The 14,573-nt window shown below is 57.4% G+C and carries 9 protein-coding genes; 4 read left to right on the top strand and 5 right to left on the bottom strand.

Annotation, left to right across the window (positions count from 1 at the left end; genetic code table 11):
• Positions 1 to 488 precede the first annotated feature (488 nt).
• Together Poly21_RS18540 and Poly21_RS18535 are read left to right on the top strand one after the other, a co-directional pair.
• Positions 489 to 866: a GxxExxY protein gene (locus tag Poly21_RS18540; protein WP_146408342.1), complete on the top strand. Its 378-nt coding sequence runs from the start codon at positions 489 to 491 to the stop codon at positions 864 to 866.
• Between the two features lie 819 nt (positions 867 to 1,685).
• Positions 1,686 to 3,599: a prepilin-type N-terminal cleavage/methylation domain-containing protein gene (locus tag Poly21_RS18535; protein WP_146408341.1), complete on the top strand. Its 1,914-nt coding sequence runs from the start codon at positions 1,686 to 1,688 to the stop codon at positions 3,597 to 3,599.
• Positions 3,600 to 3,844: 245 nt separating this feature from the next.
• Here Poly21_RS18535 and Poly21_RS18530 read toward each other — a convergent pair whose 3' ends face one another.
• From Poly21_RS18530 to Poly21_RS18510, 5 genes are all read right to left on the bottom strand, one after another.
• Positions 3,845 to 5,044, bottom strand: coding sequence for a vWA domain-containing protein (locus tag Poly21_RS18530; RefSeq protein WP_146408340.1), 1,200 nt, complete (start codon positions 5,042 to 5,044; stop codon positions 3,845 to 3,847).
• A gap of 171 nt (positions 5,045 to 5,215) precedes the next feature.
• Positions 5,216 to 6,610, bottom strand: a complete 1,395-nt coding sequence (locus Poly21_RS18525; protein ID WP_302119537.1) for a hypothetical protein — start codon at positions 6,608 to 6,610, stop codon at positions 5,216 to 5,218.
• Positions 6,611 to 6,801: 191 nt separating this feature from the next.
• Complete coding sequence (locus Poly21_RS18520; protein ID WP_146408339.1) at positions 6,802 to 8,928, bottom strand: hypothetical protein; 2,127 nt, start codon at positions 8,926 to 8,928, stop codon at positions 6,802 to 6,804.
• Positions 8,929 to 9,148: 220 nt separating this feature from the next.
• Entirely contained in the window at positions 9,149 to 10,093 is a 945-nt protein-coding gene (locus Poly21_RS18515; protein WP_302119536.1) for a triphosphoribosyl-dephospho-CoA synthase, read from the bottom strand.
• A 2-nt stretch (positions 10,094 to 10,095) separates the two neighbouring features.
• Positions 10,096 to 11,037, bottom strand: a complete 942-nt coding sequence (locus Poly21_RS18510; protein ID WP_146408338.1) for an alpha/beta fold hydrolase — start codon at positions 11,035 to 11,037, stop codon at positions 10,096 to 10,098.
• A 129-nt stretch (positions 11,038 to 11,166) separates the two neighbouring features.
• On the opposite strand from Poly21_RS18510, the gene Poly21_RS27695 reads away from it, so the two are divergent.
• A complete protein-coding gene (locus Poly21_RS27695; RefSeq protein ID WP_302119534.1) occupies positions 11,167 to 11,727 on the top strand; it encodes a hypothetical protein in 561 nt (186 codons plus the stop codon).
• A gap of 350 nt (positions 11,728 to 12,077) precedes the next feature.
• Entirely contained in the window at positions 12,078 to 14,531 is a 2,454-nt protein-coding gene (locus Poly21_RS18500) for a sodium-translocating pyrophosphatase (protein ID WP_146408337.1), read from the top strand.
• Positions 14,532 to 14,573: the final 42 nt, after the last annotated feature.

The raw sequence follows: 14,573 nt of genomic DNA, 5'->3' as shown, positions 1-14,573 counted from the left end.
CGAAACAAAGAGCAGACAAAACTGCTGAGCCAGACAGAATTCCACCCTCCGCTTTTCGTGTAGTTCGTGTCTTTCGTGGTAACTCAAAATCGAACACATCCCCCGACTCCACCACGCAGTATCAACCACGAAATACACGAAGGACACGAAACAAAGAGCAGACAAAATTGCTGAGCCAGACAGAATTCCACCCTCCACTTTTCGTGTAGTTCGTGTCTTTCGTGGTAACTCAAATTCGAACACCTCCCCGACTCCACCACGCAGTATCAACCACGAAATACACGAAGGACACGAAATAAAGAAGAAGACAAAGTCACTGAGGCAGATAAAATCCTACCCTCCGCTTTTCGTGTACTTCGTGTCTTTCGTGGTTAATTCAAATCGAACACAGCCCCCGACTCCACCACATGAGACCAAACAAGAAAAACACGGACAGAAATAGAATTGGATACAATGCTTTTGCATGATCACCAACGAAAACCTGAGCGATGGCAGAAATACTATTCAAAGAGGAAAGTTACCAAATCATGGGGGCGATGTTCGAGGTTTATAAAGAGATGGGCTGTGGTTTCCTTGAACCGGTCTATCAAGAATGCATCGAACTCGAATTGGCGGATCGAGGCACCCCTTTTGTCGCCCAAGTTCAGTTAAAGCTAAATTACAAACATCACCTCCTAAGATCAAAGTACATCCCAGACGCCATCTGCTATGAGAAGATCGTTTTAGAACTCAAAGCTGTCAAATCGATAACCGACGAGCATCGTGCCCAAGTTCACAATTACCTAAAAGCAACCGCATATCGTCTTGGCATCATCGTGAACTTCGGTCACTATCCAAAACTGCAATACGAACGAATCGTCCGCTAGACACCCCCAGCCACTCAAAAGTGCTTCGAATAATACTAACCACGAAAAACACGAAGGACACGAAATAAAGAAGAAGACAAAATCACTGAGGCAGACAGAATTTCACCCTCCGCTTTTCGTGTAGTTCGTGTCTTTCGTGGTAACTCAAAATCGAACACATCCCAACTCCACCACGCAGTACCGACCACGAAATACACGAAGGACACGAAATAAAGAAGCAGCCAAAGTCACTGAGGCAGATAAAATCCTACCCTCCGATTTTCGTGTACTTCGTGTCTTTCGTGGTAGCTCAAAATCGAACACATCCCCCAACTCCACCACGCAGTACCGACCACGAAATACACGAAGGACACGAAATAAAGAAGCAGCCAAAGTCACTGAGGCAGATAAAATCCTACCCTCTGCTTTTCGTGTAGTTCGTGTCTTTCTTGGTAACTCAAAATCGAACACATCCCCGACTCCACCACGCAGTATCGACCACGAAATACACGAAGGACACGAAATAAAGAACAAGACAAAATCACTGAGGCAGATAAAATCCTACCCTCCGCTTTTCGTGTAGTTCGTGTCTTTCGTGGTTAACACATCCAAAACTGCCTGTGAGCGGATTCAATGATTGAAACTGTGAGAGGCTGGGCCCTGTTGAATACTGATCTTCTCATCCATAGTCCCCGCGAATCGTGATAATACACTTCAACCATGCCTGAGAATCCTCCGCCGCAGACTGCCACCGGATGATTCTCCTCCTCCTCCCGTCGTAAATCGTGGGAGAACTGGGAGACACTTTTCATCGATTATCGTCAACTCCGACTGATTGTTATGTCGCATTTCTTGAACCACCCTCGTCGTCTTCACCGCCACCCTTCACATCGGGGTTTCACCCTTGTTGAGATGCTCATCGCGATGGCGATCACGCTGATCATGATGGCGGCGGTGGCACGCGCTTTCGCGTTCGTGGGTGAGCGGGTGCGTGATAGCCGCGGCAATGTGTCGTTGTCGAGTGAACTGCGTGATGTCACGACACGACTCAACGATGAACTGCGAAACTGTACCGTCACACTCACGCCCGTCGGTGGCAACGAAGCCGATCCCAACGGGTACTTCTTGTACTACGAGGGGCCGATGACGGATGCGACGACTACGATTTCCGGTCGCTATAACAATCAAATTGAGGAAGGCTCGATAGTCGCTCAAGACAGCCGATTTGGTGATCTCGATGACTACCTCGCCTTCACCGCGATCTCACCGCCGGGTGCTTGGTTCACGGGCCAAGTGCCAGCTTATTTGCTGAATGATGCACTCGATCCCAGTGCCGGGTCGGCGACAGAAGTCGCTGCCAACACGCCCGTCGTGATTCGTTCGCGGTATGCGGAAATCGTCTACTTTGTCAATCCAGAACGGGACGGCCTCGGCAATATCATCGATGCGGATGGTGATCTGATCGCCGATCGTCTGATGCTATATCGTCGCGTCCTCTTGATCCGCCCCGATTTGAACTTGAGCACCAACGATACGCTACTGCGAATCGGTGCGACCGCGAATTGGTTGAACGGCATGGCACCGGTTCATCAGGTCGCTGACCTTTCGGTACGCCGGCAACTCAATACCGATGGATCTCCTGGAACGGGGGTGATTGCCAATTCACTCGCCGACCTGGCACAGCCTCACCATCGCTTTGGACACGTCCGGATCCCATGGGGCACGGTAAGTGCATGGGGTGGCGCAGGCGGCGCGACGGGTTACTCGATGCCGGTGCTGGCGTTGGAAGACCTCACCGTGGGCGGACTGCTGCTATCGGACAACGGGACACCGCCGGCTTACCGTCCGCCCCCGCAGAACACCAGCACCACAGCGATCGCGCCCGCGGCGACCAATGTCCCCGTGATCACCCCCATGAGAATGAGCGGATATTTACACCGTGATTTCGTGCTAACAGGTGATCGTCGTGGCGAAGACGTGGTCGCCAACAACGTCCGCGCTCTCGACGTGCAGATCTTCGATCCGACCGCCGCGTTCTATCTCTCCTCCAACGGTTTGGTCGTCGGCCCCAGTGACGCGGGCTACCGGGAGGTATTGTCTGGTCCAACGAGTGCACCGATTCCCACGGCGGTACCCGGGGGCGGATTCGTCGACTTGGCTTATCCGGTGCTCGCTGGCGGCGCCACGCGCGGGTGGGGAGACCTAACGATCTCAAGGTCTCCCAGTGCAACCTCGGGACTGCTCACAGCAAACTTGGAGCCCGGAGGCAGCGATAGCCTCAATGTCCAACGCATGCAATCAACTTTTTCTGGCTTGGAATTCGTAACCGGTGCAGCAGCATTCCCTACCACCACGTCGGAAAAGACGTACAGCAATGCTCTGCTAAAATCGGGTCGATTGGTGATCATGAATGGTCGCATCGTGTTGTTCCAGCCCGCCTTTGACACCTACACGTCGGCGTATGAAAGGGACTCCTACTATCAGAACCGACGTTTCAATTCGCCGCTGTTCATGGGAACCAAATGGGAACCGTTCAATACTGCTGATCTCAGCATCACCGACTTGGCAGCCGATGGGATTGATACCAATTCGTCGCTGTTCCCTGGTCAATTCGGTACCGACGATCCGAGCGAACGAGAAACCTCGGCGCCGTTCTTAGAGACTCCCCAAGCGATCCGTGTGACCGTGCGGTTGGAGAATGTGGGCACACGCCAGCTACGGCAGATGTCGGTCGTCCACAGTGATTCACTCTGAGTTAGCGACGAAACCAAAAGCCGTTTCTAACCCCATGATCCACACCTTCGGCGGGTGCCGAAGGTGAGTGGAGCCAGGTGTCTCCCCTGCACGCGGGGAGGTGGGTTCATCCGACGCCAGCGTGGGACGGATGAACCGATGAATCAACTCAATCCGCGGAGATAGGTGGATCGGCACTCCATTCCCGCCGGTGTTCGCTGTGATCCAGTCACCGGCAAATCGCAGTGCCTGCAGGATCAATCCGACTACTTCTCGACTTCAAAACCGGATGCTTCCAATTGGACTTCGACGGCTTCGGAGAACGCGTCACCGAGCGTTGCATCTCCGGGAGCGGCAGGCTGTTTGGCTTGCTCGGCAGCCACATACGCTTGTCGCTCGCGACTGGCTTCAGCGAGTTTTTGTTTGATCTCAGCACGTTTCTTTGACATGGCTTGAATCCGCTCAAGCAACTGCTCGGGTGCAAGGTTCTGCAGTTCCTCAGGTAATTCGTCCGCTTTGAGTTTGGTGATGGCAGCGGGGTCATCGTCGTAGGTGTCAACTAAATCTCGGCCCACGTTGCTGTACACGGAACTGGATTTCACAGCAGCCCGACTACTCAATCCGCTGCCGGCGTTTGCATCCTGCTGAGCTTGGTTGGACGCATAGGCTCTCCGCTGTTGTGCACCTCCGTACCACAGATAGGTTTTATTCAAGGCGGCATTGAGTTCAATGATGATTTTGTCTTGTGGGGCGTGAGTGTGCACCACCTTTTCATCTTGATTGATATTCAGAAATTTGCCTTCAGCGAGTGAGGCGCCCGCCTGCCAATGTCCCCGCACGCCTTGGTCGTAGTTACCACAGTGAATCGTATTGACGACAACTCCTTCACCAATCGCCTTTTTGCACGCGGTATGGAAATCGAGAGGACCTTGATCGAAGGGTTCATTGCCTGCAATAAAGATTACTCGATAGGCGTTGGGTTCACCACTCCAATCGAGACGCTTGATCGCTTCGTTGATAACCGCGCCGCAGTATTCGTCGCCACCTGAAGTTGTCAGGGCGAACAACGCTTCGGAAACCTTATCGAGATCATCGGTGAGCGGGACAACTTGCCGAATGTAGTCTTCGGCAGCGGGCAAGCGGGAGTTGCCATATTCAAAAATTGACACCCGGAGCTGCGGTGTCTTGCCAGCCTTCTTCGCCTTGGCGAATTGCTGCACGATATTCCATAGTTGATTCTTTGCTTGGTTGATCAAACCATCCATCGAGTTCGAGGTATCGAGCAGAATGGCGACATCGACGGCAGGGCGATTACCTGTAAAGGGAGCCTTGTCACTTGCAGAGGAGTCGCTCTCCGGAGGAGTGGACTTGATTGTGATCGTGACGTCTTGAGCGGTTGCCGACAGGCATAGGTTCGAGGCCGCCGCTAAGCAGAGGAGTGCAGGCGGGAGGAGGAAACGGTTCATGAGTCGGAATCCTGAGAGCGAAGAGAAGTGAATGCGGTGCGCACTTCTATTATTAACGATCCAGACGGCGTTTTATTGGGAGAAATTTCGACGAAATGCTGAAACCGTTGACAAAGAAGCGCCCCTGCGTCCCAGCCGAATCGAACTTCGCTCGGTCCGACCCTCGCCAACTTAGCGGGCGATCTCGACCTGATAGCCCCCGCGATTGTCGGCTCGCTGATACCGTCCGCGCTCCCCAGGAGCATCGTTGATACGAAACAGGACCCAGGACGGACTGTTGATCTGGATGGTCGCAACATCAGCAACCGAGCCCGTCGACTCGTCGCCCGCGGAGACGATGCGGCTGAAAAAAGGGGCCTGAATGTCCAGCTCGGCCATTTTCTTATCCTGGGCCGACGGGATCGGGAGGACGCAGACCTGCAATTGGCCGATTGGATATCCACGGTGATGATGGACAGTGATTCCAGCTGGCGTGCTGAGCCAGTCGCGAGCTGCGATCGCCTCCTCGGCACTGGGCTGCAGATTTTCTTTAGCAACGATCACGCATTGCCCACCCGCTCGCAGCTGCAATGTGCCGGCGGGGAACCAGCAACCGGCGGATTGCCAGCCCCGGGCGGCATCGATATTGAGCGAGTGATTTCGCCCATCGTATTTCGGATCGTCCGTCGATAGTCCTACCCGGTAGCGGGCCCGATCGAACCCGAATTCCAGGTCGTTCAGCCATAATAGCCATCGCGCCCGGAGAGCAGGCCATTGGTGACTGATGTCGCGATAGAACTGAGTCGTGAATGCGGGCGAAGCATCTCGGCCCTGCCGCGCCGCATGGAGGTAGGCCTCTCGGGTATCGTCGTAGGCGGTCAGCATCATCGCTGCGGCCCAGCACCAGGTGTAAGTCTCGACATCTCCGTTGAGCTCCGTCGGCAGTTTCAGAACACTCGCGAGGGTCGGCAACTCACCTGCCTGGCGACGTTCTGCAACGACTCGGTATCGGCCCCACATCGGTGAATCGTCTACCGATTGAGGTAGTTCATTGATACGAAACTCCTGGGCGGATTGGGCGAGCAAACCGTTAGCCTGCCTAGGATCCCGTTCAGCCCGCTGACGATCACGGTGAGTAGCGAGCAGTTCGGCCGTGCCCTCGCTATACCAACTCGGACCACTGCCGCCAAAGAGCGTGAAAGAGAGTGCATGGACGCCTTCGTGGAGGATCAGGTGCCGGTTGTAATAGTCCGTCGACTGGTAATGCACCCAAATCGCCGTGGGTGTGGCAAACCCATTTTCGAATGGGGGCAGTGTATCGGGCAACGCCCCGCTACGCCGAAACGCATCGGCATCTCGCATCAGGTACCCGTCGACTTTCCAATTGTCGGCCGCATTGGTGGGCAGCCCCCAAAATGCGAGCCACTGGGGCACGGCGGCATCAAAGGAGTCGACCAAATCGGCAAGCAGTGCTGCGTCATTGACATCACTCGTCAACCTTAAATGCACCCCCTCTCGGACCACAGGTTCAGCCGCGTGGACGGAGACGCTCGGACTGACGAGTAGCAGTACACAGGCAGCAACCACGAAACTGGTTCTGCGCGTTCGCAGGAGCGAGCAATTCACCCCGCCACCGCCACCTGCTTTCTCCGGCGAAGATCGTGCTGCTGTCAAGTTAAATGTCGTCCGACGTTTGCAGGCATGCCCCCGCCGCGACGAAGTTAGTGACAGTGGGACCGATCGAAGCAAGGTGCGGTCAGTTGGCCGGGGCATCCTGCTCATAAGGCGAGCGCCTGCTCGGCGATTTGGCGGTATCGCGAGCGGTCGATCGGGCTGAGTGGGGGTAGATGCTGGCGGCTGCGACTGTCACGCAACACGTCGTACAAACCGGCGATCGAGCGTGGGCGAACCAGTTCGCTGATCAATCCAGCGCGGAGCGATTCGTCGCCCCAGCGGCGTTCGCCCGCCCAGCTCAAATCGAGTGGCTCGCCAGCGGTGTGATCGACATCCAAGTCTCCGTAAAGCAAGTCGCGGTGCACAACCCCTTTGACGTTATCCAGACCACCGAGCACGCCAAAGCGGTCTCGTTTGATCGCCTCGGCATCGGCATGTGCCTGCAGTTCGGCTTCGTTGAGGCCGGACAAGTCCTCCTCGGGTTCCGCCAGCGTGACGACCTGCGGTGGCGGATCGGAATAAATGACAATGGGCACATCACGGGCGACTCGAATGCGGCGCACGACGTCGATCATCTCAATTGCCGACGCATCTGTCGGCTGCCGTTTACTGAGAATCAACCGCATGTCTTCGCCCTCGGCGGCGACAGCCTGCAGTCCCGCGACACTCGAAACGAACTGAGCGGCCAGCCCCGCCTGGTTGATCAGCAACTCCAACTCAGCGACAACTTCTGGGCGATTCTCAAGCACAATCGCCGTTGCGCGGCTCGTCAGAAGGCTCATCTGTTCCCAGCGGTCGAGCACGCGGTTGCTGCCCGCGTACGGCTGCGACGGGGCCAGTCGAGCGATTGCCGCAGCCGCCTCGTAACGAATTTGTGGACTGGCGTTATCAACCGCCATCACCAGTGGCGAGACATCCGTACCACTGGAGACCAGCCAGGACATCGACGAAATGTCTGCTTGGGGCGAAATCAATCGCAACCATCCCAACATGGCAGGATCGTTGTCGGACTCGCTGGCGATACTCAGGGCGTCCAAGATGAACTCTGCTGCGGACATGTCATCCATAGTCGCCAAGGCGGGCGAGAGCGAATCGCGGCGGAAGGCGGCGACCTGATCGGTGCTCCCCCAGTCCGGATCGGCGACCACCGTGTACGCGATCATCGCGCTGAGCTGGGCGGTGACACTGCGGACATCATCGTCACCGATCGCCACCAGCCGAGCGGCGGCATCGGCAGCATCACGAAACCTCAACATCCAATCCGGCATGCGTTGTGCCTTTACTCCGTCGAGTTCTGGATTCATCACCCACACCTCAGCTCGTCCAAAACCTCGCGCACTGAGATTCGCCAGCCGTGTATCCTGGGCGAGCTGGGCACGGAGAAGTTCAATCACCGCTGCTCTCGACGGACGACGACCGCTGTTTTTAAAGACGCTCGCGGCGAGCGAAGCCGCGTTGTCCGCCGACGGATCGTTGGCGGTGCCACTGCGACGGTACAGAGCCGTCAGGATCTCCGTCATGGACGGGCTGGTCGCGATGTTAGCCCCAGGCGACAATCGGATCAACGCGGTGAGGGCACCGGTGCGGGCAGCCTCAGTTCCATACAACGCCACGCGACGGAGAGCCTCGACGCCGGACTGCTCGTCAATCTGAATCATCGCCCGCAGCCATTTGTCTCGCTTGCTCGCATCCGTGGTGGTCACAATCGCATGGACAAGGGCGGCTGTGGACGCTTCACCACCGGAAAAGAGTGTCCGAATTGCAGGTAGAGTTTGATCGGCGTCCTGCTGAGTCAACAAGTCAACGGCCTGGGCGAGTCGGGCGGGTGATATCAGGTTTTTGCGATGAAGGTCAAAAAGTCCATCGAGCGCGACCACCGACTGCGGTGAAATGTTCTCGTTGTCGACAATCCGCAATCTTTCCGCACCTGTGATCTGCTCGGCAACCTCGATCTTCTGTTGCTCGTTGAACTTCCGCCCCTCGATCGAGCTGAGGAGTTGCTCTACACCCTCGAACTGGCCCATTCGAGTCAGCGCCGAGATTGACTGGCCGAGGTCCGCCGGACTGCGTTGGGCGCGAAGAATCGTCTGCTCGACGGCCGGATCTCGCGGTTGAATCATGCGTTCGACAACGCTCTGAGTCAATGGTTCCTGTGCCCGCAGGCCCGTGCATAGGAGGACCGCCACGAGCAGAGCAGTGGCTGGAAAAAACCGGGCGATGACGGAACTCATGGAAGATACGTAGCTAGAGAAGATGGATCGATCTGTCCTATTTTAACCCGTATCCTGGCCGAGGAGAACATTTGATCGCCAAAGAGCGCCGACAAGCGAGAGTGGTCGCAGCGGTCAACGGGATTGTGTCGGTTGTTGAATGCCGCCTTTCGCTCCGCGCCTGCACCGCACCAAGCAACTTCCGCGCGGCCGGAGGCGAAAACAGTTCTCCGCTCGGCCGCTAAGTATTCGTGTTGCTACGCAAGTGCACGTAGAGAGCGGCGGCGATGAGGTCGGCGGTCGTGCCAGGATTGAGCCGGTTGCCGTCGGCACGAAGCGCGGTGTCGAGTCGATGGATACTCGGTCCCCGCTGTGCTGGCCGGTCGTACGCCGCCAGACATTCTCGAGCCAACCCCGCAACGCGATCTGACTCGGCCTGACCGCACTTTCTGCCGATCAAGCTGTCTCCCGCCTCAGCGATCAGGGCGATGTGCGCCCACACAATCCCGCTGAGCACGTCCCCCGTTTGAGTGACCCAGCGATTGAGGGTGGGAACGACGTGATCAAACAGATCGCGGTAGCCGTTGGCGTATTGCAGCGCGATTCGATCCCGCGATGCCGCACATCGCATCGCCTCCAAAATGTCGTAAGATGCGTCGTGTTGTCGCGTCACGTCGAGCGGATGATCTGGTCCGAGCGTTTCATCTGACAACCCACCGGCGTTGGCGTCCGCAATCGCGGACGCGATCATCGCTCCTTGTTGGAGATCCAACTGGTCAAGCAATTGTGACGTCCGCGATTGCCAGTTCGCCCACCGCTGTTCGATAGATGAGTCTGCGGTGACTTCGCGCGTTGATTCACTGGCGACCAGCGGCGCGAGCAGTAACACAATCCCCAGGTTGACGTTGGTGCCCGTTGCGATGACTGACGCAGCGACAGCCGAGGCAATGGCCGCACCCACGTCAACGGCGCCGCAAAGATCGCTGAGCACGTCGGCAGCAGCGTCCGCCGCAGCGACAAAATGACTGTAGTTCAAGTCATGAAAATGTGCCGCCGGATGCACATTGCCGACTTTGGGCGCGGTCGCTTCGAGCACACAGGCCATGCGAATCGCAGCAGCCCGGTGCGGTGCCGCAATCGCCAGCATCGTCCAGAGGCTATCGTCGGGCGCGACCGGTTGAGGCACAGTCATGTTCCAGTTGGAGTAGGCAGGCCCAGCGGTGACAGAAACGACTCCATGATCGCAAGCGCCTCATCGGGCGAGTCTTCCATGACATAGTGCCCAGTCGTCGCAAGTTCACTGACCTGGGCGTGCGGCCAAACTTGTTCAAACCGCCGCAAGCATTCAGGGCGGAAACACCAGTCCTGCATCCCCCAGATCAATTGGATCGGCAGGTTGGAAAAGTCACCCAAGCCCGCTTCGAGATCCTCGAGAACGGCGTATGTGGGGTGACTCCGGTGCAGCGGGATGTCACGGACAAATCGATCGATAGCAACGCGATTGGCCCAACTATCATACGGGGCGAGCAGACCACGGGTAGCGTCGGCGGATAGCTTGGTGCGCGACATTGTCATTGTCGTGGCAGCGCGTGCAAATAAGTTCAAGCCGCGGACGGCGGGTGTGCCCACGATCGGCCACCGGCACGCGGCGATACGGCGCGGCATGTAGGGTGGTGGGAAGGCGGCGGTGTTGAGCAGAATGAGTCCCGCCAGACGTTCCCGCCGTTGATGAACGGCCGACAAACCGATGGCGCCACCCCAGTCGTGGGCGAGCAGGACGATGTTCGTCAGATCGAGTTCATCGATCAGACGGATCACATTGTCTCGGTGAGCCGCCATCGTATAGGGAAATTTGTCCGCTGGCGGTTTGTCGCTCCGCCCACACCCCAAATGATCGATGGCCACGACGCGGCAGCGCGGCGCAAACCGCTCAATCACGCGACGATAATAAAAGCTCCACGTCGGATTACCGTGCACACATAGGATTGTGGGCGCCGCGGTATCGGTGGCGTCGGGCGACTCGTCGACATACCGCAATTCGTAAGGGCCGAGTTGCAGCTCACCGGAGCGATAGGGGAACAAATCCTTGGCGAGCGACGCGGTTTCCTGCTCGTGGGTTTCCGTTTTCAAGGGTTTGTCAGTTGTGAAGGTGAGGGGAATGTGGCTCTCAGAGCTCGCAAACCTACCTATCGACCCCGCCGTCTGCAATAATACGGAAATGAACTGCCACCTTTTCGCCACTCTGACAGAGAACTGAACATGAAGTCTCGATCTGTGATTAATGGGCCCCACACAACGTGCGGCGGGGTGATGCTCGCCCTCGTGTGGGGACTGGTGACCTCCGCCCCCGCCCTGGCTCAACCACCAACCACCGGACCGGCCGAGGGCGCCCGCGCGACGCAAAACTCGGGCGTAGAGCCGGATAACGAAGGAGGCTCGACGAGCAACCGCCAAGCGAGATTGTCGCGGTATTTAACAGGCGCCACCTTCACCGGTGCGTTCACCGTCGACGGTCGCGAGGACGTCGCCCCCAAAGCGGAATCGTACACGATCACCTCCTGCGAGCCGTTGCCCGAAAAGAACCGTTATCGGCTGAAAGTCAAAATCCGCTACGGCGATGTCGATGGTGAATTCCCGATGGACCTCGATATTTTAATGGCGGGGTCCACCCCGGTCATCACTCTCGATGCGATGGCAATTCCGGGACTGGGGACCTTTTCGGCACGCGTTCTATTTCATAGCGGTCGCTACGCTGGCACCTGGCAACATGGTGCCAAGGGGGGGCACTTGTACGGGAAAATCACCCCAGCCGAGAAATAGGGAGTATCTCGCGAGACGCGATTCTACAGCGATTTCCTCCGCCTAATGAACGCGATAGAGATCTTTGTGGCTGGCGTTATGGGGAATCGCTACCGGGCCCGGCCGCTTGCGCGTCACGGCTCACGGCTCACGGCTCACGGCTCACGGATCACGGATCACGGATCACGGATCAGTAGTATCAGTAGGATCACCGCAGCCAAATCCGCGATAATCAAACCTGCACCAGGTAAGTGGATGCGAGAGACGCCCGCGGGGGCTGAGGACATGAACGAGAGCTGGCAAACCAAGTCATGCGGGCAAAGCCGCCCACGGGTGCATCCCAGTCTATCCTTTTCGAAAGAGACCCCATCATGAGCGCAATTCTAGTCTGGTTGCTGGCCACGTTCGCGTCCGGTTTGGCATTGGTTTGGGCTTGGCGGTTCCACCGGGAAATGATGTTGTCCGATGAGGGTACCGAGCCAATGAAGGAGATCGCCGAGAGCGTTCGCGTCGGTGCCGCGGCGTACCTCAACCAGCAGAACAAGGTTGTCGCGATTGTATTTGTGGTCGTGACGGCACTGTTGGCTGTTGCCGCACTCTGGCTCAATGTCCTGTCGGTGTTCACGCCGATTGCATTCTTAACCGGAGGCCTGTTCAGCGGCTTGTGTGGATGGTTTGGGATGAAGACTGCAACCCAAGCAAGCAGTCGTACCGCTGCGGCAGTGGGGGAGTCACTCGATGCCGGTTTGCGGATTGCTTTTCGCAGTGGCGCCGTGATGGGATTGACGGTGGTAGGCATGGGGCTGCTCTACCTCTGTCTGTGGTTTGCGGTGCTGTACTACCTCGTACCGCTTTTCGGGGGCGAAGAGGCCCGATTGAGTTTGCGTCAAATCTCCATCACCATGCTCACCTTTGGAATGGGTGCGAGTGCCCAGGCATTGTTTGCCCGCGTCGGCGGGGGCATTTTCACCAAGGCCGCCGACGTGGGTGCAGACCTCGTTGGCAAGGTGGAACAAAGCCTCGCGGAGGACTCGCCCCGTAATCCGGCCACGATTGCTGATAACGTGGGCGACAATGTGGGTGACGTCGCGGGCATGGGAGCGGACTTGTACGAGTCTTACACCGGTTCGATTCTTGCGGCGTCGGCTCTCGGTGTCGCCGCGATGAGCCAGGATGGGCTGTTGGCCGAGGGCGACGATGCGGTCACGGCGCAATTGCATGCGATGTTACTCCCCTTGGCGATCGCGGCGGTGGGGATCGCCTGTTCAATCGCAGGCGTTTATGCCGTCAAGACGGGCGAATCACTGTCGCAGAAGTCACTGCTCAAGGCACTCGCTCGCGGCATCAATCGCTCTTCACTGTTGGTCTCGATCGGCGCGGTGTTACTGACCATGTGGCTGATGCCCCGAATTCCTGGGACGATGCTGTTCGGAATTGTCCCTGGCATCGCCGTGAGCGTGATTGTGGGGTTGATGGCGGGTTGGTTAATCGGTTGGTGGACGCAGCGGGTGACCAGCGACGAGTATGCCACCACGCAGCATTTGGCGGCGCAGGCGGAAACCGGTCCGGCCACGATCATCATCGGCGGTGTTGCCGACGGCATGATGAGCGTGTGGTTGCCTGTCGTGATCGTTTCGGCCGCGATGTTGCTAGCATTCGGGTTCGCCAACGGGGGTAACTTCAACGACATCAGCCACTTTTCACTAGGACTGTACGGAGTCGGGATTGCCGCGGTGGGGATGCTGAGCACTCTGGGCATTACCTTGGCGACGGATGCCTACGGACCGATCGCTGACAACGCCGGCGGCAATGCCGAGATGGCTGGATTGGATCCGATCATTCGCGAGCGCACCGACGCGCTGGATAGTCTCGGCAACACCACGGCAGCCACAGGGAAGGGATTTGCGATCGGCTCGGCGGCATTGACCGCCTTGGCGTTACTGGCCGCTTACATCGAAGGGGTCCGTGACGGCTTTGACCGGTGGGGCCGTGACGTCGCCGTGGAGGTGTCGGGTGAAGGCAACTTCAAAATCAATGAGCACCTGTTGATCGAGAAGACGCTCGATGGCACGCAAACCTATTTAATATTACCTGGTGGTGAGCGAACGGCGCAGCAGCAAGCCGCATGGCAGGAGATCGGAGCCCGACAGTCGATCGCCGATAGCGTGATGCGTTCGATTGTCGCCGACGAGCGAGTCAACGTCGCCGATGCATCGTTGCAAGATTTCCTACATTATTTTGACACGACGCTGATGAATCCCCGGGTGTTGGTCGGCATCTTCTTAGGCGCGATGAGCGCCTTTGTATTCTGCGCCATGACCATGCGCTCGGTCGGCCGAGCCGCTGAGGGTATGGTCATCGAAGTGCGACGGCAATTTCAGGAGAACCCCGGCATTCTCGATGGCTCGGTGACCCCCGATTACCAGCGGCCGATCGAGATCAGCACCAAGGCGGCCCAACGCGAGATGATTCTCCCCAGCCTACTGGGGTTACTATTGCCGATCGCGGTGGGATTATTACTCGGTGTGGGCGGCGTGCTAGGTCTATTGACGGGTTGTTTGACCAGCGGCTTTTGTTTGGCCGTGTTCATGGCCAACAGCGGCGGGATGTGGGACAACGCTAAGAAGTATGTCGAAGCCGGACATCATGGTGGCAAAGGCAGCGTCGCTCACAAAGCCGCCGTGGTGGGCGATACCGTCGGCGATCCATTTAAAGACACCAGTGGCCCAAGTTTGAATATTTTGATCAAGCTAATGAGTATGGTCAGTGTTGTGGTCGCGGGACTGATCGTGCGTTATTCGTTGGTCGCTTACGAGATATTCTGACACCGGTACGAACGTGGTGGTGCTCTTTCATCCGCCCGGTGA

It is taken from the genome of Allorhodopirellula heiligendammensis (assembly GCF_007860105.1).
Taxonomy (GTDB): Bacteria; Planctomycetota; Planctomycetia; order Pirellulales; family Pirellulaceae; genus Rhodopirellula; species Rhodopirellula heiligendammensis.
The sequence above is the reverse complement of the archived record's forward strand: the minus strand, read 5'-3'. Positions and strand labels throughout refer to the sequence as shown.

Excerpts from the sequence above, each read along its gene's own strand:
- Poly21_RS18535 (WP_146408341.1), top strand. The coding sequence starts at position 1,686 with ATGTCGCATTTCTTGAACCACCCTCGTCGTCTTCACCGCCACCCTTCA.
- Poly21_RS18520 (WP_146408339.1), bottom strand. The coding sequence starts at position 8,928 with ATGAGTTCCGTCATCGCCCGGTTTTTTCCAGCCACTGCTCTGCTCGTG.
- Poly21_RS18530 (WP_146408340.1), bottom strand. The coding sequence starts at position 5,044 with ATGAACCGTTTCCTCCTCCCGCCTGCACTCCTCTGCTTAGCGGCGGCC.
- Poly21_RS27695 (WP_302119534.1), top strand. The coding sequence starts at position 11,167 with ATGAAGTCTCGATCTGTGATTAATGGGCCCCACACAACGTGCGGCGGG.
- Poly21_RS18540 (WP_146408342.1), top strand. The coding sequence starts at position 489 with ATGGCAGAAATACTATTCAAAGAGGAAAGTTACCAAATCATGGGGGCG.
- Poly21_RS18500 (WP_146408337.1), top strand. The coding sequence starts at position 12,078 with ATGAGCGCAATTCTAGTCTGGTTGCTGGCCACGTTCGCGTCCGGTTTG.